The organism is Ochrobactrum sp. BTU1, assembly GCA_018798825.1.
GTDB lineage: Bacteria > Pseudomonadota > Alphaproteobacteria > Rhizobiales > Rhizobiaceae > Brucella.
In genome coordinates, this window is record CP076354.1 from 1,697,371 (window position 1) to 1,722,160 (window position 24,790).

Here is a 24,790-nt window from a genome sequence, read left to right on the forward strand (position 1 = left end):
CATTTCATGGCCAAAGCCCGTTTAGCGGCGCTGGTTATAGACGTCGATGCAGACGGCACCCAGCAGCACAATGCCCTTAATGACCTGCTGATAATCGATACCAATACCCAAGATCGACATGCCATTATTCATCACGCCCATGATGAGCGCGCCAATCACCGCACCCGTCACACGCCCCACACCACCGTAAGCCGATGCACCACCGATGAAGCAGGCGGCAATGACGTCAAGCTCAAAACCAAGGCCAGCCTTTGGTGTCGCCGTGTTGAGACGAGCCGCGAAAACCAGACCCGCAAGCGCTGCCAGCACGCCCATATTCACGAAGACGAGGAAGGTCAGCCGCTCGGTTTTAACACCCGAAAGCTTGGCCGCATGGCGATTGCCACCCACCGCATAAATCTGACGACCGATCACTGTTCGGTTGGTTAGGAACGCATAGGCAGCAATCAAAACAGCCATGATAATCAGGACGTTAGGCATACCGCGATGTGATGAAATCAGCAGCGCGAGATAAGCAATACCTGCAAAGAACAGAATATTCTTGGCCACGAACAGGCCGAACGGTTCTGTCTCCACTTCATGCGCGATATGGCGCGCGCGCGATCTTGTATTCTGCCAGACGATGAAACCCGCAATGACCACACCGAGGATCAGCGATGTGAGATAGATACCGCCTGATGTTGTGCCAATGAACTCCGGAATGAAGCCGGATGAAAGCTTCTGGAAAACCTGCGGGAATGGCCCGACCGACTGCCCACCAAGAACGGCAAGCATCAGCCCCTTGAAAACCAGCATCCCCGCGAGCGTCACGATGAAGGACGGGATGTTGAAATAAGCGACCCAGAAGCCCTGCATCGCGCCGATAATCCCTCCTACCAGCAAGCACAGAATAGCTGCGATCGGAAATGGAATTCCCCACCGCACCATCATGACAGCTGCCAGTGCGCCGATGAAACCGCAGACCGATCCGACCGAAAGATCGATGTGCCCGGTCACGATAACCAGCAGCATTCCGAGCGCCATAATGACGATATAGCTGTTCTGCAATACGAGATTGGTAAGGTTTAGCGGCTTCATCAGCACGCCGCCGGTCACGATCTGGAAAAAGATCATGATCGCGATGAGCGAGAGCAACATTCCCGATTCACGCAGATTGTTTTTGAGATAACGCCCCACACCGCTCGGCGCTTTCGGGCCGCTCTGAATTACGTTCTCGCTCATTATTGTTTTCCCTTGTTCCGCATGATGGCGCGCATGATGTTCTCCTGCGTCGCTCCTTCGCCAGCCACTTCGCCGACGAAAGCTCCCTCATGCATGACGACAATGCGGTCGCAGATACCGATCAGTTCCGGCATTTCGGATGAAATGACGACCACGCCCTTGCCGCTGTCAGCCAGTGAATTGATGATTGTGTAAATGTCGTATTTCGCGCCCACATCGATGCCGCGCGTCGGTTCATCGAGGATCAGCACATCCGGCCCGGTGAACAGCCATTTCGACAGCACCACCTTCTGCTGGTTGCCGCCTGAAAGCGTGCCCGTTTCCTGATAGACGTTGTGGCAGCGGATGCTCATCTGATCGCGATAGCTGTTCGCAACCTTCATTTCGCGAATACTGTCGATCACACCCTTGGGGCTGACACCGCGCAAATGTGCAAGCGATATGTTGCGCGAGATGTTCTCGCCAAGAACAAGGCCCAGCTTTTTGCGGTCCTCAGTCACATAGGCCAGCCCCGATTTGATGGCGCGGGCGACCGTGGAAATATCAACCGGAGTGCCGTTCATACGAGCTTCACCGGAAATATTCGTACCCCATGAACGCCCGAAGAGGCTCATGGCAAACTCGGTACGACCAGCGCCCATCAGGCCGGCAATACCGACGATCTCACCGGCTCGCACCTTAAACGAAACGTTCTTGACGGAGTGGCGCTCCGGATGAAGCGGATGATAAACGGACCAGTTGTCGACCTCGAAAATCACATCGCCAATGTTCGGATCGCGCTTTGGATAGCGGCTTTCCAGATCACGATCGACCATCTTGCGGATGATATCGTCTTCCTCGACCTCGCCAGCATTGCAATCAAGCGTTGCGACAGCGCGACCATCGCGCAGCACCGTGATCTTGTCGGCTACTTCACGAATTTCATTGAGCTTGTGCGAAATCAGGATCGAAGTGATGCCCTGCGCGCGAAACTCGCGCAGCAATGCCAACAAGGCCGCACTATCGGTTTCGTTGAGGCTTGCCGTTGGCTCATCAAGGATCAGAAGGCGCACACGCTTGGAAAGCGCCTTGGCAATTTCGACGAGCTGCTGTTTGCCGACGCCAATATCCGTCACCAGCGTATCCGGCGATTCCGTCAGGCCAACCTTCTTCAAAAGCGCCTTTGTGCGGCTATGCACCTCGCTGCGGTCAATAACACCATAGCTTGCAGGCGGATTGACGAGAAAAATATTCTCGGCAATCGTCATGAGCGGCACCAACGCCAGCTCCTGATGGATGATGACAATGCCAAGCGCTTCGGAATCATTGATATCGCGGAAGTGTCGCTCTTCTCCGTCAAAAAAGATCGAACCTTCATAGCTGCCAGAGGGATAAACACCCGACAGCACTTTCATCAGCGTTGATTTGCCCGCGCCATTTTCGCCGACAAATGCGTGAATCTCTCCCGGCATCACGGTAAAATTGACATCGCTCAACGCCTTCACGACACCGAAGGATTTGCTGATGCCGCGCATCTCAAGCAGGGGTTTACCGGCAATATCCGGCTGACCGCTGTTCTGCTCAAGCGGGACAGGATTGGCTACGTTCATCGCTCGCTCCCATTACTAGAGCGCCGCGCGCCCTCTGGGGCGCACAAATATCGCTCTAAATATCTGTATTTACAGCATAATTTTACCTTCACTTACTCAAGTCGAAGGAGTTAAGCTGTAGCCTGCCATGCCATCATTCTGCGAACCCTCAGCCCTCAAAAAGACAACGCTGTCAATCTGTTAGCCTAACCCAGTTCGAAAACTGGGTGGCGGGGATGGTGGCAATGAGCAGGCATTCCGGACGCGCTTATCAGCACGCGTCCGGGCACAAATTTACTGGATCTGGTCTTCTTTGTAATAACCGCTATCGACAAGAACCTGCTTCCAGTTCGACTTGTCGACAATAACCGGCTTGAGCAGATAAGACGGCACAACCTTGACGCCATTGTCATAGGTCTTGGTGTCGTTCACTTCTGGTTCCTTGCCGCTCATCAGCGCGTCAACCATATCGACAGTCACCTTGGCGAGTTCGCGCGTATCCTTGAAGATGGTCGAGTTCTGCTCGCCAGCAAGGATCGACTTGACCGAAGGCACTTCCGCATCCTGACCGGATACGATCGGCATTGGCATATCGCCGCTGCCATAGCCTACACCCTTGAGCGAGGACAGGATACCGATGGAAATACCATCATAAGGCGACAGCACTGCATTGAGCTTCTTGTCGGAATAGAAAGCCGAAAGGATCGAATCCATACGGGCCTGAGCGGTCGCACCATCCCAGCGCAGCGTTGCTACCTTGTCCATGCCGGTCTGGCCGCTGGCAACAACGAGCTTACCGCTGTCGATATATGGCTGGAGAACCGACATTGCGCCGTTGTAGAAGAAGTAGGCATTGTTATCGTCAGGCGAACCACCGAAAAGCTCGATATTGAACGGGCCTTCCTTGTTCTTGAGATCAAGAGCAGTCTCAATGGACTGTGCCTGAAGTACGCCGACCTGGAAGTTATCGAAGGTCGCATAATACGACACATTCGGCGTATCGCGGATCAAACGGTCATAAGCGATGACCTTGATGCCTGCTTCATTGGCCTTGGCCAGCACATCGGAAAGCGTTGTGCCGTCGATCGATGCCACAACAAGAACCTTGGCGCCCTTGGTGACCATGTTTTCGATCTGGGCCAGCTGGTTTGGAACATCGTCTTCAGCATACTGAAGATCGGTCTGATAACCGCGCTCTTTGAGCACCTTTACCATGTTGTCGCCGTCTGCAATCCAGCGCGCCGACGACTTGGTTGGCATTGCTACACCCACAAGACCTTTGTCCTCTGCCTGTGCAAAGCCGGTAAAGGCAAAGGCGGCCATAGCCACTGCCAGTGTTAATGATTTTATGCCTGCCATTGTCTCACTCCCAAATTGGGACAGGCTCTATAAGCCTGCCGTTCTCCCAAAATTTCCGCCCCCGCCGTTAGGCCCTGCGGAATTCCTCCAAAAAACAAGATGCTTTAAGCTTTCGTTTTTACGCATGTCTTTGTCCCAAAACCGGTTCCCACTTTTGGGAGACATGCTCTAGCCCGCGATCTTGTCCCATGCCTCAACCGCACGCTGCGCGCGTTCACGCACGTCAGCGACCGTCAAACCAGCCTTGTAAAGACTGGAACCAAGCCCGAAACAGCTCACTCCCGCTGCCCGATAAGTCGCAAAATCATTTTCCGAGACACCACCCACGGCGCCCACCGGAATATCCCTCGGCAAGACCGCGCAAATGGCCTTGATACCGTCAGCACCCAGCACGCTTGCCGGGAAAAACTTGAGCGCCGATGCGCCAGCATGAATGGCGCTGAAAGCCTCGGTCGGCGTAAACACGCCAGGCATCGTCACCATGCCATGTCTGCTCGCGCGGCGAATGACATCAGGCTCGACATTGGGGCTGACCAGAAGTCGGCCACCAACATCATTGAGCCGATCCACATTCTCGACCGAAAGCACTGTCCCAGCACCAATCAGCACATTGTCTGGCGCAAGCTTGACAGCCTTTTCAATGGATACGAACGGCTCCGGCGAATTGAGCGGAATTTCAATCGCCTCAAAACCCACCTCGATCAGAGCGGAAACAACGCCTTCCGTTTCTTCTGTCCGAATGCCGCGCAGGATTGCCACCAGCGGATAGCGAAGCTTCGGCCATGCGATACGTTCGCTCATCGCGCGCCTCCCGCAAATGCGTGTTTTGCCGCCATAAACAGCCCATCGCGCACCAGCTCATCGCCTTCGATGCGGTTCACTTTCACACCGGCAATCTCAAGTGCAGAAGCATAAAGCGCACCCATCATGCCGTCGGAAAGCAGCAGAACCTCGCTTGGTTTACCAAACAATGTGCGGCCACCGGCAACTTCCAGCCCGATCAACAGACCCGACAGACGTGCAAGCTGATCTGTCGGCTTATAGTCATGCACCAGCCAGCCAGCGCGCACCGTAAAGAGCGCATTGGCAATAAGCTCAGGCGTCTCAAGCGAGGCTTTGACACCGGCCGCAAAGGCTGCACTCTTTAGATCGACCGGCCCAGCTCCTTCAAGCGCACCAGCCAGAACCGATTTGTCTTTGAGAAGCGCGAACAATTCGCCCGTCATGAAAGAGCGGTAATCGTTGAGCTTGCCGTCTGCGATATGCACCCACTTCGCATGCGTGCCGGGCATCACCACCACGGCATCACGCGTGCCGCGATGCACCAGACCAAGCAGCTTGGTTTCTTCGCCGCGCATTACGTCGGGCGCATCCTCGCTGCCCCGGGCAACACCCGGCAGCATGATGACATGGCGTTTCGCAGGCACGCGCACCGCAGCAGCGACCACTCCTTCAAGCCCGGCGGGCAAGTTCATATAGGGTGCTTCGATCCAGCCGGTCCGCGAACCGGCCATGCCGCAGATCACCACCGGCAGATCATCCGGCGCATCCACGGAGGCAAGATGCCGTTCGAGCAGCGTCTCAAAACCCGTTTCTTTTGCTGAGATCAACCCGTCGTCGCCACGGCTTTCCTTGAGCACATTGCCATCAAAATCCAGCGTCCAGAGGCGGAACCGGGTTGTTCCCCAATCCGCCACTGCCGCAAATGGTGTTTTTGCGCCGGACATTTAGTGGTTATCTCGCGGCAGGCCACGCGTATGCGCGATGTCCTGATATTTGACTGCGTTTTCGAGAACGGCACCTGTTTCCATCTGGCCAACAACCGCGCGCTGAATTTCCTGCCACGGCGTCTGGCTTTCGGGATATTTATAACCGCCAGCAGCTTCCAAAGCCTTGCGGCGTTCTGCCAGTTCGTCGTCGGAGATCAGAATATCCGCCGTACCGCGACCAAGATCGATACGCACGCGATCACCCATTCTGAGCAGCGCCAGACCACCGCCAGCAGCTGCTTCTGGTGATGCATTGAGGATTGATGGCGAACCAGATGTGCCCGACTGACGGCCATCGCCAATGCAAGGCAGCGAGCTGATACCCTTCTTGAGAAGATAATCCGGCGCGCGCATGTTCACGACTTCTGCGGCACCCGGATAACCGATTGGGCCTGCACCACGCATGAACAGCACGGTATGCTCATCGATTTCCAGCGACGGGTCGTCGATGCGGTGATGATAATCTTCCGGGCCGTCAAACACGACAGCCTTGCCTTCAAAGGCATTCGGGTCTTTCTCGTCAGTGAGATAGCGATTGCGGAATTCTTCCGAAATAACGCTCAACTTCATAATCGCCGACGAGAAGAGATTACCGCGCAACACGCGGAACCCGGCATGTTTCTTCAATGGATCATCATAATTCTTGATGACATTGCTGTCTTCAATCGTGGCATTCTTGCAGTTTTCACCGATGGTCTTGCCGTTAACAGTCAGCGCATTCTCATGAATGAGGCCCTGCCCCATCAGCTGATTGACGACTGCTGGCACACCACCCGCATGGTAATAATCTTCACCGAGATACTCACCCGCTGGCTGAAGGTTGACCAGCAGCGGAATTTCCTCGCCATATTTCTGCCAGTCGTCGATCGTCAGATCGACGCCAACGTGACGCGCCAGCGCATTCAAATGGATCGGTGCATTGGTCGAACCACCAATTGCCGAATTCACGCGAATTGCATTGATGAAGGCTTCTTTGGTCATGATGTCTGTTGGCTTCAGATCTTCATAGACCATCTCGACAATACGGCGACCGGTCAGATAGGAGACTTCCTGACGATCACGATAAGGCGCTGGAATTGCCGCCGAACCCGGCAACTGCATACCGAGCGCTTCGGCAAGCGAATTCATCGTCGTTGCCGTGCCCATCGTGTTACAATAGCCGGTCGATGGTGCCGACGAAGCAACCAGCTTGATAAAGCCCGCATAGTCGATCTCGCCCTTGGCCAGCAGCTCGCGCGCCTTCCAGACGATGGTGCCCGAACCCGTGCGTTCGCCACGGAACCAGCCATTGAGCATCGGACCAACCGACAGCGCAATCGCAGGAATATTGACGGTTGCAGCAGCCATCAGGCAGGCAGGCGTGGTCTTGTCACAACCAATCGTCAGCACAACACCATCGAGCGGATAGCCATAAAGCACTTCGACAAGGCCGAGATATGCGAGATTGCGATCAAGGCCCGCAGTCGGACGTTTGCCAGTTTCCTGGATCGGATGAACCGGAAATTCGATCACGATACCGCCCGCTTCACGCACACCTTCACGCACGCGATTGGCCAGCTCCAGATGATGCCGGTTACACGGTGAAAGGTCAGAGCCCGTCTGCGCAATGCCGATGATCGGTCGACCGGATTGCAGCTCTTCCTGACTGAGACCGTAATTCATGTAGCGCTCAAGATAGAGCGCGGTCATATCGACATTGTCCGGATTATCGAACCATGCGCGTGAACGGAACTTTGGCGTTTGAGGAGTAACGGGCTTATTCATATCACTGTCCTGCGTGGGTAAGAGACCGCCGGGCGGTCCCATTTCCTAATCTTCAAAAGCTTCAACCACATGCCGCTGTCCCAGAAGGAAGGCATCGGCAACATGGGTCAGAGGCGCCAGATCAACATCGCTCTGCCCTTCGCCAACCAGCTTCACAAAATTCTGGTAAAGACGCTGATATTCACGATCAGGCTCGGCCATTTTCTCCGTGCCTGCGATGGTCAACCGGCTACCGCCATGGCTCAACAGCAGCGTACCTTTATCGGTCTCGACACGAATATCCCATGTCTGCGGACCCGTCTGGCGCCAGTCGAGTTCAAAGGAAACAGGCACAGCGCTTTCCGTCTCGAAGCTGAGATCTGCTGCAATCGGTGCCGCATGATTTTCAGGGAAATAAAGATCGGACTTCGTCAGGAAAAACCGTTCCGGCAAAATATGCGTGACAATCGACAGCGCATTGATGCCCGGATCGAACACTCCAAGACCACCCGGCTCCCAGATCCACTGCTGGCCGGGATGCCAATGGCGCACATCCTCTTTCCACGACACTGCAACAGATTTGATTACAGCGCCTTTCAGAAATTCGCGGGCAGGTTCAACAGCTGCAGCTTCGCGTGAATGCCAGGTCGCATAAAGCGTAACGCCCTGCTTTTCAGCAAAACGCGTCAGCGCCTGCACTTCCGAAATCGTCGCACCCGGAGGCTTCTCCAGCATCACATGCTTGCGCGCCTTAAGTGCTGCATAGGCTTGCTGAAATCGGCCCTGCGGTGGCGTGCAAAGCGACACCGCGTCAATGGCGACATCACTCTCCAGCAGCTGGTCGATATCGTGAAAGGATGGCAACCCATCAAGTCCGGCATTGCGGCTGGCAATGGCTTTGAGCTCAATGCCATCAATGGCTTCGATGGAAGGCAGATGCTGATCGCGAGCAATCTTGCCGAGACCAACAATTGCCAGATTGATATTGGATGCGGCCGCCATTTCAGAGCGCCTTCACGGCGATGTCAGCGGCTTTCGCCTGTGCCAGCCGGTTGACCAGCGGATAACGGAAAGGCTTTGCTGAAATTTCGAACTGGTCGCCATTTTCTGTCTTCACACCTTCCGAGAAAGACAGTGTCGCGGTGCCGAAGAAATGCACATGAAGGTCGCCCGGGCGACGGAACAGTTCATACTTGAAATGATGATGTTCCAGATTGGCAATCGTGTGCGACATGTTCGCTTCGCCCGAAAGGAACGGCTTTTCAAAGATCACCTGATCGCCGCGACGAATCCGCGAAACGCCTTCAACATGATCAGGCAGATCACCCACATAAAGCTCTGGCCCCAGCGACGCCTGACGCAGCTTGGAATGCGCGAGCCAGAGATAATTCTGCTTTTCCGTCACATGATCGGAAAATTCATTGGCAAGGCAGAAGCCGAGGCGGAACGGCGTACCGTCCGGGCCGATCAGATAGATGCCTGCGAGTTCCGGTTCTTCACCACCATCTTCGGCAAAAGATGGCGAGACCAGCTCGCCGCCCGTTCCAACCAGCGCCGAACCATCGCCCTTATAGAACCATTCCGGCTGCACGCCGGTTTGACCGGGCTTTGGCTTGCCACCTTCAACACCCATCAGGAACATACGCATGGAGTCGGTCGGCTTTTCAGCAGCCTGTGCTGCCTTGTGCATCTTGTCGCGACCATCCGCTGAACCAAGATGTGTGAGGCCCGTACCTGCAACAATCAGATGTGCCGGATCTTCATGGGTAATCGGCAGGCCAACCTGACCACCTGCAAGTGCTGCGTGAATATCGACAGCCTCGCCCTTGCCATTCTGCTCTACCTGTTCAGCGAGACTGATGCCTGCGGAAATTGCAGCCCATGCCAGTTCGTAAGTCGTAGTCACGCCATTGACGACATGTGCAGCGCCTTCATCATCACAAGCAGCCACACGCGTTTCTCCGCGCATGTCGCGGAACTGTACAAGACGTAACATTGAACCTCCCATTTTCCGCAAAACTCTTGCGGAACATTCTTCCCGACCGTTCAAAAACACAGATGTGTCAATCGACGGCTCCTTCTTATTAATATGACTATTTTGTCCAACACCCACTTGTCAAGCAAGCGAAACACGGTGCAGACCCCCCTTCGAGATGCACCACCCCCAAAAGCCTATTAACACCATGATTTAGCTATATAATTGCATCATATGCACGTTTGTCGCACCCCCAATTTCCAGCGAACACACGAAATGCGCTTGCCATAAAGTAATATTATATGCTTCATAAACGGGAAGGCTGGGAGAGCCTTTTATTGGGAGGAACTAATATGAAACGCAGTCTGAAGGCTCTGACGGCCGCCCTGATTACAGCATCGTCTCTTGCTCTTATTTCGAGCGCATCCGCTGCTTCACTCACAGTCGGCTTTTCGCAGATCGGCTCAGAATCGGGCTGGCGCGCTGCCGAAACAAGCGTCACCAAGCAGGAAGCTGAAAAGCGCGGCCACACGCTGAAATTTGCCGACGCACAGCAGAAACAGGAAAACCAGATCAAGGCCGTTCGCGGCTTCATTGCACAGGGCGTTGACGCGATCCTGATCGCGCCGGTTGTTGCAACCGGTTGGGATGCGGTTCTGAAGGAAGCCAAGGAAGCAGAAATTCCTGTCGTGCTTCTCGACCGCCAGATCGATGCACCGGAAGACCTTTATCTCACCGCTGTCACTTCCGATCAGGTCCATGAAGGCAAGGTCGCGGGCGACTGGCTGGTCAAGGAAGTGGGCGACAAGCCTTGCTCGGTTGTCGAGCTTCAGGGCACCACCGGCTCTTCTCCCGCAATCAACCGCAAGAAGGGCTTTGAAGAAGCGCTTGCAGGCCATGACAATATCAAGATTTCCCGCTCGCAGACCGGCGACTTCACCCGCACCAAGGGCAAGGAAGTCATGGAAAGCTTCATCAAGGCCGAAGGTGGCGGCAAGGATATCTGCGCCGTTTACGCCCATAATGACGACATGGCGGTAGGCGCTATTCAAGCGATCAAGGAAGCTGGTCTCAAGCCAGGCACCGACATCAAGATCGTGTCCATCGACTCCGTGCCGGATATTTTCCAGGCAATGGCCAATGGTGAAGCCAATGCTACCGTTGAGCTTACGCCAAATATGGCTGGTCCGGCTTTCGACGCGATTGAAGCTTTCAAGGACAAGGGCACCGTTCCGCCGAAGTGGATCCAGACCGAATCCAAGCTTTACACACAGGCTGATGATCCAAAGGCCGTTTATGAAGCTAAAAAGGGCCTCGGCTACTGATCTTCACATTTAACCTTCGGGCCACGTTGCATCATGGCCCGAGGCAAGTTTTGCAATTCGCAAGCGGAAGACTGCCATGGCTCGCCCCGACATCGCTGCGCGAGAGACGCCAGCAACGCCGCTTCTTGAAGCGCGCTCAATAACCAAATCCTTTCTGGGAGTGACTGCGCTTGATCACGTTGATTTCGTGCTCAATCGTGGTGAAATCCATGCCCTGCTCGGCGAAAACGGTGCAGGAAAATCAACGCTCATCAAGATATTGACCGGCGCCTATCATGGCTTTGACGGCTCAATCTTACTTGAGGGGCAAGCAATTGCTCCGGCATCAGTCGCGGAAGCGCAGACGCTCGGCATCGGCACGGTCTATCAGGAGGTCAATCTTCTTGAAAATCTGACGGTCGCCGAAAATCTGTTCCTCGGTCGCCAGCCGCGACGCCTCGGCTTCATTGACCGTCGCCGCATGGAAAAAGATGCAACCATCCTGCTCGCCCGATACGGCCTCACAATTGACGTCGGCGCCCCCTTGTCGGCCTATTCGGTGGCCATCCGGCAGATCATCGCAATCGCCCGCGCCGTCGATGTTTCCGGCAAGGTTCTGGTGCTTGATGAGCCGACCGCCAGTCTTGATGCGCGCGAAGTCGAAATGCTGTTTGGCGTGCTGCGTCAGCTGAAAGCTGAAGGCCTTGGCATCATCGTCATCACGCATTTTCTGGATCAGGTCTATGCCATAGCCGATTGCGCTACCGTGCTGCGCAATGGCCGGCTGGTCGGCAGTCGCACCCTTTCAGACCTGCCGCGCACCGATCTGATTTCGATGATGCTCGGGCATCAGTTGCAGGAGACTGTGCGCCGACAACTGACTGAGGAAGTCAGCGACAACACATCTGCCCCCATCCGCTTTTCAGGCTTTGGCAAGAAAGGCAGTGTCGCGCCGTTTGATCTCGCCATCAAGCCGGGCGAAGCTGTCGGCATTGCGGGTCTGCTCGGCTCTGGCCGAACCGAAACCGCATTGCTCATGTTCGGCGTCGATCAGGCAGACAGCGGCGCGCTTACGGTCGACAGTAAGGAAACAAAGCTGCCATCGCCTGTTGCCGCCATTGCCGAACGCTTTGCCTTCTGCCCCGAAGAACGCAAATCCGATGGCATCATCGGCGATTTTTCGGTGGCCGAGAATATTGCGCTCGCCATACAGGCAAAGCGTGGCTGGTCAAAGCCGATTTCGTCGCGCGAAAAGGCAGCCCTCGCCCAGCGCTATATCAAAGCGCTTGATATCCGCCCGCCTGATCCTGACAAGCCGATCAAGTTTTTATCGGGCGGCAACCAGCAGAAGGCCATTCTGGCGCGCTGGCTGGCCACCGATCCGCGCCTGCTGATCCTTGATGAGCCGACGCGCGGCATCGACATCGGTGCACATGCAGAAATCCTCAAGCTTATCGGCGAACTCTGCACCGAAGGCATGTCTCTAGTCATCATCTCTTCGGAATTCGAGGAACTTGCAGCCGTAGCAAACCGCGTTGTTGTACTCTCCGACCGCCGCCATGTGGCGGAACTCAAGGGCGAAGAAATCACCGCCGACAACATCGTGCGTGCGATTGCTGAGACCGGAAGCGAAAAGGAAGCTGCAGCATGATCGCTCGCATGGCCAAGAAACTTAAAAGACTGAGCCCCCAGCTGGCAGCCCTCGCGCTTATTCTGGCAGCAAACACCATCATCGCGCCAGGCTTTCTCGGCATTTCCTTTCAGAACGGACGCCTCTACGGAAGCCTGATCGATATTCTGGTGCGCGCTGCACCTGTCGCCATTCTTGCAGTTGGTATGACATTGGTGATCGCAACCCGCGGCATCGATCTGTCGGTCGGCGCGGTCATGGCAATCAGTGGCGCAACGGCTGCATCGCTTATCGTTGCAGGCTATCCGCTGGCGATCGTCATTCCTGTCGCACTCGGCGTTGGCCTGGTCTGCGGTTTGTGGAACGGCTTTCTTGTGGCCGTTTTCGACATTCAGCCGATCATCGCAACGCTGATATTGATGGTCGCGGGGCGTGGCATCGCTCAGCTTATCACCGAAGGCGCAATCCTCACCTTCAACAATGATTCCTTTGCAACCCTTGGCTCCGGCTCGTTCCTTGGCATACCCGTGCCGGTGCTGATCTGGATACTTGCGGGTCTTGCCGTCGGACTTGCCGTGCGCTCGACAGCGCTCGGCTTCCTGATTGAAGCAACCGGCATCAACCGCCGCGCTGCCATGCTGGCAGGCGTTAAAGCCCGCTTTCTCCTGTTCAGTGTCTATGCAGTTTCAGGCGTTTGTGCAGCGCTTGCCGGGCTGATCGCCACCGCTGATATTCGCGGCGCAGATGCCAACAATGCCGGTCTCTGGCTCGAACTCGACGCCATTCTGGCGGTCGTCATCGGCGGCACATCGTTGAATGGCGGGCGTTTCTCGATCATGGCATCGCTGCTTGGCGCGCTGATCATCCAGTCGATCAATACCGGCATTCTGATGGCTGGGTTTCCGCCGGAGTTCAACCTCATCATCAAGGCAGGCATTATCGTGATCGTGCTGACATTCCAGTCGCCCGCAATCGTCAGCTTTTTCACCTTCCTGCGTGCTGAACGCAAAAACAACGCCGCAAAGCCAACGCACCAAGGAGCACGGCAATGAGAGTGCTTCGCAATCTGCCTTTCGTCACAACGGTCGCGATTTTCCTGCTCGCCTATGCGATCTGCGTCATCCAGTTTCCGAACATGCTTTCAACACGGGTGATCGGTAATCTTCTGACGGACAATGCCTTTTTAGGCATCGCAGCCGTTGGCATGACCTTTGTGATCATCTCTGGCGGCATCGATCTTTCGGTCGGATCGGTCATCGCCTTCACCAGCGTTTTTGTGGCGGTCCTTGTCGGGCAGCTTGGCGTGCATCCGCTGATCGCCTTCGCGCTCATTCTGGTGATTGCTGCCCTGTTTGGCGCCTGGATGGGGATGATGATCCATTATCTCGGCATCCCGCCCTTTGTGGCAACACTTGCGGGCATGTTTCTCGCACGCGGTGCGGCATTCCTGATCTCGACGCAGTCTGTGCCGATTTCACATCCGTTCATCGATACGCTGCAAGGGCTCTATTTCCGGCTTCCGGGCGGCGGCAGACTGACTTTTGTCGCTATGCTGATGCTGGCCGTCTTCATCATCGGCGGTATCATTGCGCATCGCACGCGCTTTGGCGCAAACATCTATGCGCTCGGTGGCAATGCGCAATCTGCAGAGCTGATGGGCGTTCCCATTGGCCGCACGACTATCGGCATCTATACGATGTCGGGCGTGCTTTCCGGCTTAGCTGGCATCGTCTATACGCTCTACACTTCATCGGGCTATTCGCTGGCAACTGTTGGGGTGGAACTTGATGCCATTGCATCGGTGGTTATCGGTGGCACACTTCTTACCGGCGGGGCCGGTCTGGTGGCAGGAACTTTCGTCGGCATTCTGATACAGGGTCTGATACAGACCTATATTGTTTTCGATGGAACCCTGTCTTCGTGGTGGACAAAAATAGCAATCGGTATCTTGCTGTTCCTGTTCATTGCGCTACAGCGAGGACTTGTATGGTTTTCCGATATAAGACTCGCGCGTCAACGCATGAAGGAGGCCTGAATTGGGATTACTGGAAACGGCCATAACCGGACGCAAGCGCCATAACAGCCACGCTGTTGTCGTGGGTGAACTGGGTCGCGGCATTGTTGCGGGCACCATTCCCGAAGGCTCCATACTTCCGGGCGATAACGAATTATCGTTGCGTTTTGGCGTTTCCCGTACCGTTCTGCGAGAAGCCATGAAAACACTCGCAGCAAAGCGGCTGGTCGAACCCAAGGCCAAGGTCGGAACCCGTGTGCTGGGTGCCAGCTCCTGGAATTTCTTCGATCCCGATGTGCTGACATGGCGTTTCGAAGCAGGCTTCGACGAAGTGTTCGTCGACCATCTGGCCGAAATGCGCATGGCGCTTGAGCCCGCTGCCGCCGCTGCCGCCGCACAAAATGCGACCAGCGACGAACTCATTGAACTCTATGCTTTGGCTGCAAAATTTGATGATCCCAAGCATACGCCGGAATCCATCGCCAAGGTCGATCTGGATTTTCACCTTGCAATCGCCCGCATGTCTGGAAATCCGTTCATGCGTTCGGTCAGCGGTTTGATTGAAGCAGCACTGGCTATTTCATTCCAGCTGTCTTCGCCTGCCGCATCACCGGAAGGCATTGCGGAGTGCGCTGCCAATCATCTGCGCATAGCCCATGCAATCGCGTCGCGTGATCGCCTGAAAGCACGCGCCGCAATGGAAAGCGTCATCACACTTGGCGTTGAACGCATCCGCGCTGAAATCTGAGCACGGATCAAGAGACCTTGAGATCGAACTTCGGATCACCACGCAGCGTATTGCTGACGGTGCAGATTTCCTCGGCCATCTCTGCAAGACGATGCTTTTCATCTGCCGTGAGATCGCCGTCGAAATGGAATGTTATATCGAATCGTTCGATGCGTGACGGGCCTTCATGTGCCTTATCACCTTTTACTTCCACCCGAACATCGCTGAGTTTTTCACGCAGCTCGAGCTTGGTGGCAGCAATGCGCGCACTTAACGCCATGCAGGCAGCAACTGATGCATAGATCAGATCGAGCGGATTAAACCCCGGCTGACTGACACTGGTGACAATCTCCACCGAGCCGCCCGTCGGCGTTGTGATCGTCGGCAATTTGCCATGCGGCATCTCTGCGACCGCTCCGGTTTCACGGGTTCTGACCTTCAGTTCACTCATGGCTGAATTCTCCTGTATTCAACTCCGCGTGCAAGCCAGCAGCCGACGCTCAAATCTGTTATTGCACCCTTGTCGTCACGGCGGAAAACAAGCTTCCACTCGCCGGGCGATGGTGCATCCATCGAACGCTGAACAGGCATCAGCCAGACATCAGCACCGACACTATAAAGTGGGTACATGTCGCTCTTGCCAAGGAACCCTTCAAAAGCGCCATAGATCGCATCGCCTTCGGAAACCAGCAGCAGATCGGCATCAAGCTCATTGCTGTGATAACGACCGATGATATCCTGCCGGGCTTCACCTTTGATGCGGCTCATCGTCAGGCAGAGATTTTCATCCTCGCGAGAAAGCTCGATCATATCGCCATCGCGCCGGATCGTCGTCATCGACGAACGCGCTTCATTCGCGCTCACCACATCCATCATTTCCGGCCCGGTGCCAAAGCGCGCTTTCATGCGGCCACGACCGGCATCCTCAAGGCTCAGAACCAGCCCTGTTTCATCATCCAGCCACGAGCCAAACCAAGCCGGATCAGCCTCAACCCGCGACACTTCGGATGACGATGCGCCCAAAGCAATATTCATCAGCTTGAAGGCAACGTCTGAAGCCCCGCCTTCAAAATTGAACATGGCGATTGTCGAGAGGCGTTCATCCGCACAATGCCAGCGCTGGCAGCGCCAGCCGCGCAATGCACCACCATGGCCTGTCAGGCGCTTTCCGCCTGCTTCTTCAAATTTGAGGCCAAAGCCATAAGGTGCCACGGCACCGTCATTGAATGTTTGCGGCCCGCTGAGCCGACGATAGAGACCCTGTTCTTCATCGCGCGTTGCATCGATGTACTGCTCCCATGCAATCATATCATTGAGCGATGCACAAATGCCGGCATCGCCCATCCAGTGAATGCGATTGGTTGCAGGCAGAAAGCCCCGAACCGTATCGCCTTCATAACCCGTACATTCGTCAAACAGCGCCGTGTCGGGAATAAGCTCGGCACGCTTCATGCCAGCAGGCTTGAATATCCGCTCAGACAGAAGATCGACCAGCCTGCGCCCGGTATGCGCTTCGATGAGGTCTGCAAGAATACGGAAATTGCCGTTGCAATAAGAGTAATGTGAACCCGGTTCAAAATGTGTGGTCTTCAGGCGGCGCAACAGACTTTGTGCCTGTTCAGGCAGAAACACACCTTCCGGATCGGCACCACACAAAACTGTCAGCGCCCAATAATCGCGCAGACCGGACTGGTTGTTGCAGAGATCGCGAACAGCGGGGCGCTCTCCTTCGAACTTGTCGAGATAGGCTTCAAGCGCATCATCGAGCAACTCCGGCTCGCCCACCGCATCAAGCAGCACACCACAGGTAAACTGCTTGCTGACCGAACAGATCGGCATCCGCGTTTCTACCGTCATCGGCTTGCGCGAGCGAAGATCTGCAAAACCCCAGGCGTGCTGCAACACGACCTCGCCGTCCTTCAAAACGGCAACAACGCCGCCCGGACCTTTGTAATTTTGGGGAATGTGACGAACAAAGGCTTCAAGGGCAGACGTATCAAATTTCGACATGATCGACTCAGGACTCACATAATTTAATGTTTGGTAAGAGCCATCATTTCAAACGATCAATCAAGGCCATGGCAGCGTGCGGGTTATGCGCCTTATGGCCGCTGATAACGTAAAGATAGACATCACGCGCCACATTATCAGGAAGCGGCGGTGTGATGGTTTTAAGACTATCCGGCACATGACCAACCGCTATTGCTTTGGCCCGCTCTGCCCAATGGTCGAGCTCGCCCTCACTGCAACCGAGCTTCTTGCCTTCCTGTGTACCCATGATGCGCAGATAGGCAAAAGGCGCAGTCATGTCGGCAATTTCCAGGAATTTGCTGTCGCCCGCAATCACCACCGCAACGCCATATTCCCGCAGCAACGCGATGAAATCCGGTGAATTGAAACTGTCGTGACGCACTTCGACAGCATGGCGCAGATCGCGCCCATCAACACGTTTTGGCAGAAGCTTGAGGAAAGCTTCAAAGTCGGCTGGATCGAATTTTTTAGTGCCCATGAACTGCCAGTTGATGACGCCGAGCTTGTCTTTCAGCTCAAGAAGGCCACCGGTCACGAATTTCTCGATACCCTCGCCTGCTTCAGCCAAAACACGTTTGTTGGTCGAAAAGCGCGGGGCTTTGAGCGAAAAAACGAAGTCATCCGGCGTTTCGTCATGCCATTTGGCAAAAGTCGCAGGCTTCTGCGGACCATAATAGGTACTGTTGATTTCGATGGAGGTCAGCTTGCTCGAAGCATATTCGAGCTGACGTTTTTTGGAGAGCTTTTCCGGATAGAAACTCTTGTCCCACTCCTCAAAAGCCCAGCCGCCAATACCCACACGGATTTTGACTGAATTGTTCTGGCTCATTTTATCCATACCTCCACGACATGAGTTCATGAGTGTTGCTCATGATGTTTAAGCTGTTTTCACAGCCTCCGCTATGCTGTTATCACTGTGCTTTACTGGAGGAGTAAACAAATGTCGGAAACAAAAGATCCGATCGTTATCGCCAGTGCGGTACGAACACCGATCGGAAGTTTTCAAGGCGCGCTCAAGGGGGAGAGTGCAACAGCGCTGGGCGCTGTCACAATCAAGGAAGCGGTCCACAGGGCTAAGCTTAGCCCTGATCAGATCGACGAAGTGCTTATGGGCTGTGTATTGCCCGCAGGGCTGGGACAGGCACCCGGACGTCAGGCCGCAATTCATGCCGGTCTCCCGCAGACAGTGCCCTGCTCGACCATCAACAAGGTTTGCGGATCGGGCATGAAGACCGTCATGCTGGGCGCTGATCTCATTTCCGCAGGAAGTGCGGACATTGTGGTTGCTGGCGGCATGGAAAGCATGACCAATGCACCTTATCTGCTTGAAAAAGCACGCGGTGGCTATCGCATGGGCCACGGCAAAATCTATGATCATATGTTCCTCGACGGCCTCGAAGACGCCTATGACAAAGGTCGCGCTATGGGAACATTCGCGGAAGAAACCGCCGACCGATACCAGTTCACGCGTCAGCAGCAGGACGAATTTGCCCTCCGCTCACTTTCGCGTTCACTCAAAGCCACCGAAGCAGGTTCTTTCGCGAAAGAGCTGGTCAATGTTGCAGAGCTTGACCGCGATGAGCAGCCAACCCGCGCAAAGCCTGAAAAAATACCAAACCTCAAGCCTGCCTTCCGCGAAGGCGGCACAATTACAGCCGCCAATTCCTCATCGATTTCAGATGGTGCGGCATCGCTTACCCTGATGCGCCTGTCCAAAGCTGAAAAGCTTGGCATAGAACCGCTTGCCATTATTCGCGGTCATGCAAGCCAGGCACAACAGCCTGCCCTTTTCACCACGGCCCCGATTTTTGCGATGAGGAAACTCTTCGACAAAACCGGCTGGAATGTACGCGACGTTGATTTGTTTGAAATCAATGAAGCTTTCGCCGTTGTTGTTATGGCTGCAATGCAGGAACTCGACCTCCCCGCCGACAAGGTGAATATCCATGGCGGTGCCTGCGCTATGGGCCATCCGATTGGCTGCTCTGGCGCACGCATCATCGTCACGCTGCTTCATGCCATGAAGCAGAACGATCTTAAGCGTGGAATGGCTTCAGTCTGCATCGGTGGCGGCGAAGCAACTGCCATTGCACTGGAAGCGCTTTAAGCGGGGGAACAAATGGATATTGAAGGAAAAATCGCCATCGTCAGCGGTGGTGCATCAGGTCTTGGTACTGCAACTGCACAGGCTCTAGCGGCCAAGGGCGCGAAAGTTGCAATCCTCGACTTCAACATTGACGGTGCAAATACGGTAGCAGCCGCAATTGGCGGCATCGCCATCCAATGCAACGTATCGGACGCAGCGAGTGCAGAAGCAGCTTTTAAGGCAATCGGCGAAAAGCTCGGATCACCGCATATTCTGGTCAATTGCGCAGGCGTGGCACCAGCGAAGAAAATGCTGGCGCGTGATGGCAGCGTCATGCCGCTTGATGATTTCCGTCGCGCTGTTGAAATCAACCTGATCGGTTCGTTCAATCTGCTGCGGCTTTTTGCCGATGTCGCATCCAAAAGCGAAGCCCTGCCAACGGGCGAGCGCGGCGTTGTCATCAATACAGCATCGGTTGCGGCCTTTGACGGCCAGATCGGCCAGACAGCCTATGCAGCGTCTAAAGGCGGTATCGTTGGCCTGACCCTGCCTGCTGCGCGCGAGTTAGCGCCGCTTGGCATTCGGGTATGCGCCATCGCGCCCGGTATTTTTGAAACCCCCATGCTCAAAGGCCTGCCGCAACCTGCACAGGATGCGTTGGGCCAGATGGTTCCTTTCCCCCCGCGTCTGGGTCGGCCAGACGAATATGCGGCACTCGCGCTGCATATTATCGAAAACAGCATGCTCAACGGCGAAACCATTCGGCTCGATGGTGCGCTGCGTATGCCTCCGAAATAGAGCGCATACGCGCCAAAGTCGTTCAGACATTTTGAGAGTAGGGAAATGCACAAATCCACGACCAACTCCAACACACGCAATGGCGGTCAGATACTGGTGGATGCACTCGGCATTCATGGCGTCGACCGCGTTTTCTGCGTGCCCGGCGAAAGTTACCTTGCAGCGCTGGATGCTTTTCATGACGTAAGCGAACAGATTGATTTGATTGTCTGCCGTCAGGAAGGCGGTGCTGCTTACATGGCGGAAGCCTATGGCAAGCTGACCGGTAAGCCCGGCATCTGCTTTGTCACGCGCGGCCCCGGTGCGACGAATGCCTCCGTCGGCGTTCATACCGCCTTTCAGGATTCCACACCGATGCTTCTGTTCATCGGACAGGTCGCAAGCGATCAGGTGGAACGTGAGGCATTTCAGGAAGTTGATTATCGCCGGATGTTCGGTCAGATGGCCAAATGGGTGGTGCAGATCGATGATCCCGCCCGTATCCCGGAACTGGTTAGTCAGGCTTTCCATCGCGCAGTCAACGGGCGCCCTGGCCCTGTGGTCATCGCCCTGCCTGAAGATATGCTGACATCACACGCAACCGTCAGTGATGCACCGGCTTACAAGCATGTCGAGATGCATCCGGGAAGCGATCAGTTACAGGACATGAAATCGCTTATCGAAAAGGCCGAGCGGCCACTGATGATCGTCGGTGGCGGCGGCTGGAATGCGCAAGCGGTTCGCGACCTGCAAACATTCGCTGAAAACATGTCGCTGCCTGTTGCAGCATCCTTCCGCTGTCAGGATATGTTCGACAATCATCATCCGCTTTATGCCGGTGAAATGGGAACATCTATCAGCCCGAAACTTGCAGCGCGGGTTAAAGACTCAGACCTTTTGCTGGTCGTGGGCGCGCGCCTTGGTGAAATGACCACGCAGGGCTACGAGCTTATCAATATCCCTGTTCCAAAGCAGAAGCTCATCCATGTCCATCCGGGTGCGGAAGAACTTGGCCGTGTCTATCATGCTGATATTCCAATCAATGCCAGTATGGCGGCCTTCACCAAAGCAGCTTCAAAGCTTGAGCCTATCGCCAATCCCGGCTTCAAAGCATGGGCTGAAAGCGCCAATGCCGACTATCGCTACAATCTGAAAACGCCGACAATTCCCGGTGACGTTCAGATGGGCGAGATCATGGAATGTCTGCGCGCGCATCTCACTGATGATGCCATCATCACCAATGGCGCTGGCAATTATTCGGCATGGCCGCACCGCTTCTATCAGTATCGCACCTATCGCAGCCAGTTGGCGCCAACCAACGGTTCGATGGGCTATGGCGTGCCTGCGGCAGTTTCTGCCAAACTGACGGCACCAGAGCGAACCGTCGTCTGTTTCGCTGGTGACGGCTGTTTTCTGATGAACGGGCAGGAACTCGCAACGGCTGCCCAATATGGTGCCAATGCGATTTTCATCGTCGTCAATAACGGCATGTATGGCACGATCCGTATGCATCAGGAACGCACCTATCCGGGTCGCGTTTCCGGTACTGGCCTTGCAAATCCTGACTTTGCAGCGCTTGCCCGCGCCTATGGCCTGCATGGAGAAACGGTGGAAAAAACCGCAGATTTTGCGGAAGCTTTCCAGCGGTGCGAGCAATCGGGCAAGCCGGGTCTCATTGAAATCCGCATCGATCCGGAAGCGCTTTCGCCCAAGATGACGCTGAGCCAGATGCGCGAACAGGGACTGGCGAAGCAGCGCTAACAGTGTTCAATTATCGAATCTTTAGGCCGGGTTTTCGTCTCGACGAACGCCCGGTCTGACTTCCCTGACACCAATTCAATCCATTTAAATGCGGAGAATACCCCTAAAATTTACAGGTATCGCCGCGATGTCACTTATGAACAGGCTGCAATGTAGGAAATACAACTTTAGTTTGGATCGATACAATTCAGAGTAGACATTCCCGTCCAAGTCGCACATAAACCGCCCGGGTTGCAATGGGAGGGGAAATTGCGAACACTTAATCTATTCATTATTGGCTTTGGCTTTAGCGCACTTATCATCACCTGCATTTACGCGATTGGTGGCGGATTACTTTAAGATCGAAGAAGGCTCTCGCCTAAAAAGTTTGCCGACGCTTCACGCACCGCACCAAGCATAAAATCGCTGATCACTCTGATACGCGGCGCGGCCATGACATCCACATGGCAATTCATCCAATATTCGCGTTCAAGATGCATTTCCTTTGGCAACACCGGCACCAGCTCGGAATGCATATCGGCTATGTAATATGGAAGCACGCAAAGCCCATAACCCGTTTGTGTGGCGGTCAGTTGTGCGTGAATACTTGAACTTTGATAGTTACAGCGCTGTCCGGGCAATATCTCGCGCATATAGTCCAGACCGGGCGTGAACACCATGTCGTCGATATAGCCGATGAAGGGATGTCGAGACAGATCCTCTCGCGACCTTATCGGCGGATGGCAGTTCAGATAATCCCGATGACCATAGATAAACAGCCGATAAGACGTCAGCTTTTCACTGTGATACGGCCCGGTGCGAGGCATATGCAGCGTGATCGATAATTCGGCCTCGCGACGCGACAACGACATGATCTGCTGAATCGTCACAACCTCTACGGAAAGGCTGGGATAGGATTGCGCCAGCACCGGCAGGCGATCGGCCAAAAAGAAATTGCCGAAGCCTTCAAGGGTTGAAAGCCGCACCACACCTGACAGTGCCGAGAAACTTCCTGTGGCTTCTGTCTGGAACTTCAGCGCCTCGCGCTCCATCACCTCCGCAGGTTCAACCAGTCTTTCGCCCATCGGCGTCAGCAGATAGCCGCGCGGATTGCGCTCAAACAACTTGGTTGCAAGCGCCTGCTCCAGACGATCAATCCGCCGCAGCACCGTGACGTGACTGGTGCGCAATTGTCTTGCTGCGGTAGAAAGCTGGCCGGTCCGTGCAACCGCCAGAAAATACTGCAGATCATCCCATGTAAACTGCCGCATCTCTTCCTCCCAAAAGATAGCCATCGCCCGCTCAACAAGTTCTGTACGTTTTTGAACAGACGATGTTCAAAAATTGTTATTCTTGTACGCATTTGTCAATGCTACCGTTCTCAAGAACAGCCCGACCGGAGGAACAAAATCGGGCAGAAGCAGAGGGATGTGCAATCATGAGGAAGATTGCCAACCCGGTCTGAAAAGACTGCTTCAGAGGGCATCCCGAAAAGTGTGAACGGTTTTCGGAAAAAGATGCACGTTAGAACAAACAATGAGAGCGCCAGTCTGATCCTGTCAGATCGAAACGCGCTCTAACGGAGGATACCGTTCGATTCTATCGCGACGGACACAAGCTTTTTGGGAGGAGCACTGAATGAAACTTTTTGCACTTGCTACGGCTGCACTTTTGGCTGCAACCGCAATTTCATCTGCAGCAGAAGTATCCGACGGCAAAGTCAAGATCGGCATCCTGAACGACCAATCGGGTGTTTATGCGGACTTCGGCGGCAAGTGGTCGTTTGAAGCTGCAAAAATGGCTGCCGAAGATTTCGGCGGCAAGGTGCTGGATGCGCCGATTGAAATCATCACTGCCGACCATCAGAACAAGCCGGATGTTGCAGCCAATATCGCTCGTCAGTGGTACGATACCGAACAGGTCGACGCCATTATGGAGCTGACCAGCTCTTCCGTGGGCCTCGCCGTTCAGGCGCTCTCCAAGGACAAAAAGAAAATCACCATCAATACAGGTGCGGCGACATCGGAACTCACAGGCAAGCAATGCACGCCATATGGTTTCCATTGGGCCTATGACACGCACGCGCTGGCTGTTGGCACCGGCGGATCGCTCGTCGAACAGGGCGGCGACACCTGGTACTTCCTGACAGCCGACTATGCTTTCGGTTATTCGCTGGAAGAACAGACGTCGAAATTCGTTGAATCCAAAGGCGGTAAAGTTCTTGGCTCGGTTCGCCATCCATTGAGCACCACCGACTATTCCTCGTTCCTGTTGCAGGCCCAGTCATCGGGCGCAAAGGTCGTTGGCCTTGCCAATGCCGGCCTTGATACATCCAATGCGATCAAACAGGCTGCGGAATTCGGCATCGTGGCCGGTGGCCAGCGCCTTGCGGCATTGTTGTTCACGTTAGCTGAAGTTCACGGACTTGGCCTTGAAGCCGCACAAGGCCTGACGCTCACCGAAGGCTTCTATTGGGATCGCGACGATGAATCGCGTGAGTTCAGCAAGCGCTTTTTCGACCGTACCGGCCGTATGCCGAACATGATCCAGGCAGGCACTTATTCGGCTGTGCTTCAGTATTTGAAAGCCATCAAGGAAGCAGGCACAGACGAGACAGAAGCTGTCGCCAAGAAGCTTCATGAAATGCCGGTCAATGACGTCTTCGCCCGCAATGGCAAGGTCGGTGCCAATGGCCGCATGATCTACGACATGTATCTCATGGAAGTGAAAAAGCCTGACGAAAGCAAGGCACCATGGGACTATTATAAGGTGCTGGCCACCATCCCCGGCGATCAGGCCTATTTGAAGCCTGAAGAAAGCGGCTGTCCTCTGGTCACGCAGTAAGA

General features: G+C 54.9%; 21 protein-coding genes. 9 read left to right on the forward strand and 12 right to left on the reverse strand.

What is annotated here, in order from left to right; genetic code table 11:
- Positions 1-21: 21 nt before the first annotated feature.
- From KMS41_08200 to KMS41_08235, 8 genes are all read right to left on the reverse strand, one after another.
- On the reverse strand, positions 22-1,221 hold the full coding sequence (locus tag KMS41_08200) for a sugar ABC transporter permease (GenBank protein ID QWK77085.1): 1,200 nt from the start codon (positions 1,219-1,221) through the stop codon (positions 22-24).
- Complete coding sequence (locus tag KMS41_08205) at positions 1,221-2,810, reverse strand: sugar ABC transporter ATP-binding protein (GenBank protein QWK77086.1); 1,590 nt, start codon at positions 2,808-2,810, stop codon at positions 1,221-1,223. Before KMS41_08205 ends, KMS41_08200 begins: the two co-directional genes overlap by 1 nt.
- Before the next feature lie 273 nt (positions 2,811-3,083).
- Positions 3,084-4,148: a sugar-binding protein gene (locus tag KMS41_08210; protein QWK77087.1), complete on the reverse strand. Its 1,065-nt coding sequence runs from the start codon at positions 4,146-4,148 to the stop codon at positions 3,084-3,086.
- Positions 4,149-4,316: 168 nt separating this feature from the next.
- Complete coding sequence (locus tag KMS41_08215) at positions 4,317-4,949, reverse strand: 2-dehydro-3-deoxy-6-phosphogalactonate aldolase (protein QWK77088.1); 633 nt, start codon at positions 4,947-4,949, stop codon at positions 4,317-4,319.
- Complete coding sequence (locus KMS41_08220; protein QWK77089.1) at positions 4,946-5,875, reverse strand: 2-dehydro-3-deoxygalactonokinase; 930 nt, start codon at positions 5,873-5,875, stop codon at positions 4,946-4,948. The genes KMS41_08215 and KMS41_08220 overlap by 4 nt, the downstream gene beginning before the upstream one ends.
- Complete coding sequence (locus KMS41_08225) at positions 5,876-7,681, reverse strand: dihydroxy-acid dehydratase family protein (GenBank protein QWK77090.1); 1,806 nt, start codon at positions 7,679-7,681, stop codon at positions 5,876-5,878. It abuts the gene before it with no gap.
- 45 nt (positions 7,682-7,726) lie between these two features.
- Positions 7,727-8,662 carry a Gfo/Idh/MocA family oxidoreductase gene (locus tag KMS41_08230; protein QWK77091.1) on the reverse strand — a complete coding sequence of 312 codons (936 nt, stop codon included), beginning with the start codon at positions 8,660-8,662 and terminating at the stop codon, positions 7,727-7,729.
- A 1-nt stretch (position 8,663) separates the two neighbouring features.
- On the reverse strand, positions 8,664-9,656 hold the full coding sequence (locus KMS41_08235) for an FAH family protein (protein ID QWK77092.1): 993 nt from the start codon (positions 9,654-9,656) through the stop codon (positions 8,664-8,666).
- Positions 9,657-9,988: 332 nt separating this feature from the next.
- Between KMS41_08235 and KMS41_08240 the strand changes: the two genes are divergently transcribed.
- The 5 genes from KMS41_08240 to KMS41_08260 all read left to right on the forward strand — a co-directional run bounded on the left by KMS41_08240 (position 9,989) and on the right by KMS41_08260 (position 15,331).
- Complete coding sequence (locus tag KMS41_08240) at positions 9,989-10,960, forward strand: ABC transporter substrate-binding protein (GenBank protein ID QWK77093.1); 972 nt, start codon at positions 9,989-9,991, stop codon at positions 10,958-10,960.
- A gap of 76 nt (positions 10,961-11,036) precedes the next feature.
- The gene (locus KMS41_08245; protein QWK77094.1) at positions 11,037-12,590 is read left to right on the forward strand and encodes a sugar ABC transporter ATP-binding protein; all 1,554 of its coding nucleotides are present in this window, start codon (positions 11,037-11,039) and stop codon (positions 12,588-12,590) included.
- Positions 12,587-13,621 (forward strand): ABC transporter permease, encoded by a 1,035-nt coding sequence (locus KMS41_08250; protein QWK77095.1) that lies wholly within the window; start codon positions 12,587-12,589, stop codon positions 13,619-13,621. Before KMS41_08245 ends, KMS41_08250 begins: the two co-directional genes overlap by 4 nt.
- A complete protein-coding gene (yjfF, locus tag KMS41_08255; GenBank protein ID QWK77096.1) occupies positions 13,618-14,604 on the forward strand; it encodes a sugar ABC transporter permease YjfF in 987 nt (328 codons plus the stop codon). Before KMS41_08250 ends, yjfF begins: the two co-directional genes overlap by 4 nt.
- Position 14,605: 1 nt before the next feature.
- Positions 14,606-15,331, forward strand: coding sequence for a FadR family transcriptional regulator (locus tag KMS41_08260; GenBank protein ID QWK77097.1), 726 nt, complete (start codon positions 14,606-14,608; stop codon positions 15,329-15,331).
- Between the two features lie 7 nt (positions 15,332-15,338).
- On the opposite strand, the gene KMS41_08265 is transcribed toward KMS41_08260, so the two are convergent.
- From KMS41_08265 to KMS41_08275, 3 genes are read right to left on the reverse strand one after another with little or no spacing between them, the layout of a single operon-like run.
- Positions 15,339-15,761, reverse strand: a complete 423-nt coding sequence (locus KMS41_08265; protein ID QWK77098.1) for an OsmC family protein — start codon at positions 15,759-15,761, stop codon at positions 15,339-15,341.
- On the reverse strand, positions 15,758-17,320 hold the full coding sequence (locus tag KMS41_08270) for a D-aminopeptidase (GenBank protein ID QWK77099.1): 1,563 nt from the start codon (positions 17,318-17,320) through the stop codon (positions 15,758-15,760). Before KMS41_08270 ends, KMS41_08265 begins: the two co-directional genes overlap by 4 nt.
- A 43-nt stretch (positions 17,321-17,363) precedes the next feature.
- Positions 17,364-18,170: a DUF72 domain-containing protein gene (locus tag KMS41_08275; GenBank protein ID QWK77100.1), complete on the reverse strand. Its 807-nt coding sequence runs from the start codon at positions 18,168-18,170 to the stop codon at positions 17,364-17,366.
- 111 nt (positions 18,171-18,281) lie between these two features.
- Here KMS41_08275 and KMS41_08280 point away from each other — a divergent pair, with 111 nt between their 5' ends.
- The 3 genes from KMS41_08280 to KMS41_08290 are packed head-to-tail and all read left to right on the forward strand — an operon-like array spanning position 18,282 to position 21,965.
- Complete coding sequence (locus KMS41_08280; protein QWK77101.1) at positions 18,282-19,448, forward strand: acetyl-CoA C-acyltransferase; 1,167 nt, start codon at positions 18,282-18,284, stop codon at positions 19,446-19,448.
- A 12-nt stretch (positions 19,449-19,460) separates the two neighbouring features.
- A complete protein-coding gene (locus tag KMS41_08285; protein QWK77102.1) occupies positions 19,461-20,225 on the forward strand; it encodes an SDR family oxidoreductase in 765 nt (254 codons plus the stop codon).
- 45 nt (positions 20,226-20,270) lie between these two features.
- Positions 20,271-21,965, forward strand: coding sequence for a thiamine pyrophosphate-binding protein (locus KMS41_08290; protein ID QWK77103.1), 1,695 nt, complete (start codon positions 20,271-20,273; stop codon positions 21,963-21,965).
- A gap of 335 nt (positions 21,966-22,300) precedes the next feature.
- Here the strand turns inward: KMS41_08290 and KMS41_08295 are convergent, their stop codons facing one another.
- Positions 22,301-23,215, reverse strand: a complete 915-nt coding sequence (locus KMS41_08295) for a LysR family transcriptional regulator (protein QWK77104.1) — start codon at positions 23,213-23,215, stop codon at positions 22,301-22,303.
- Between the two features lie 367 nt (positions 23,216-23,582).
- Between KMS41_08295 and KMS41_08300 the strand changes: the two genes are divergently transcribed.
- Positions 23,583-24,788: an ABC transporter substrate-binding protein gene (locus KMS41_08300; GenBank protein QWK77105.1), complete on the forward strand. Its 1,206-nt coding sequence runs from the start codon at positions 23,583-23,585 to the stop codon at positions 24,786-24,788.
- Positions 24,789-24,790: the final 2 nt, after the last annotated feature.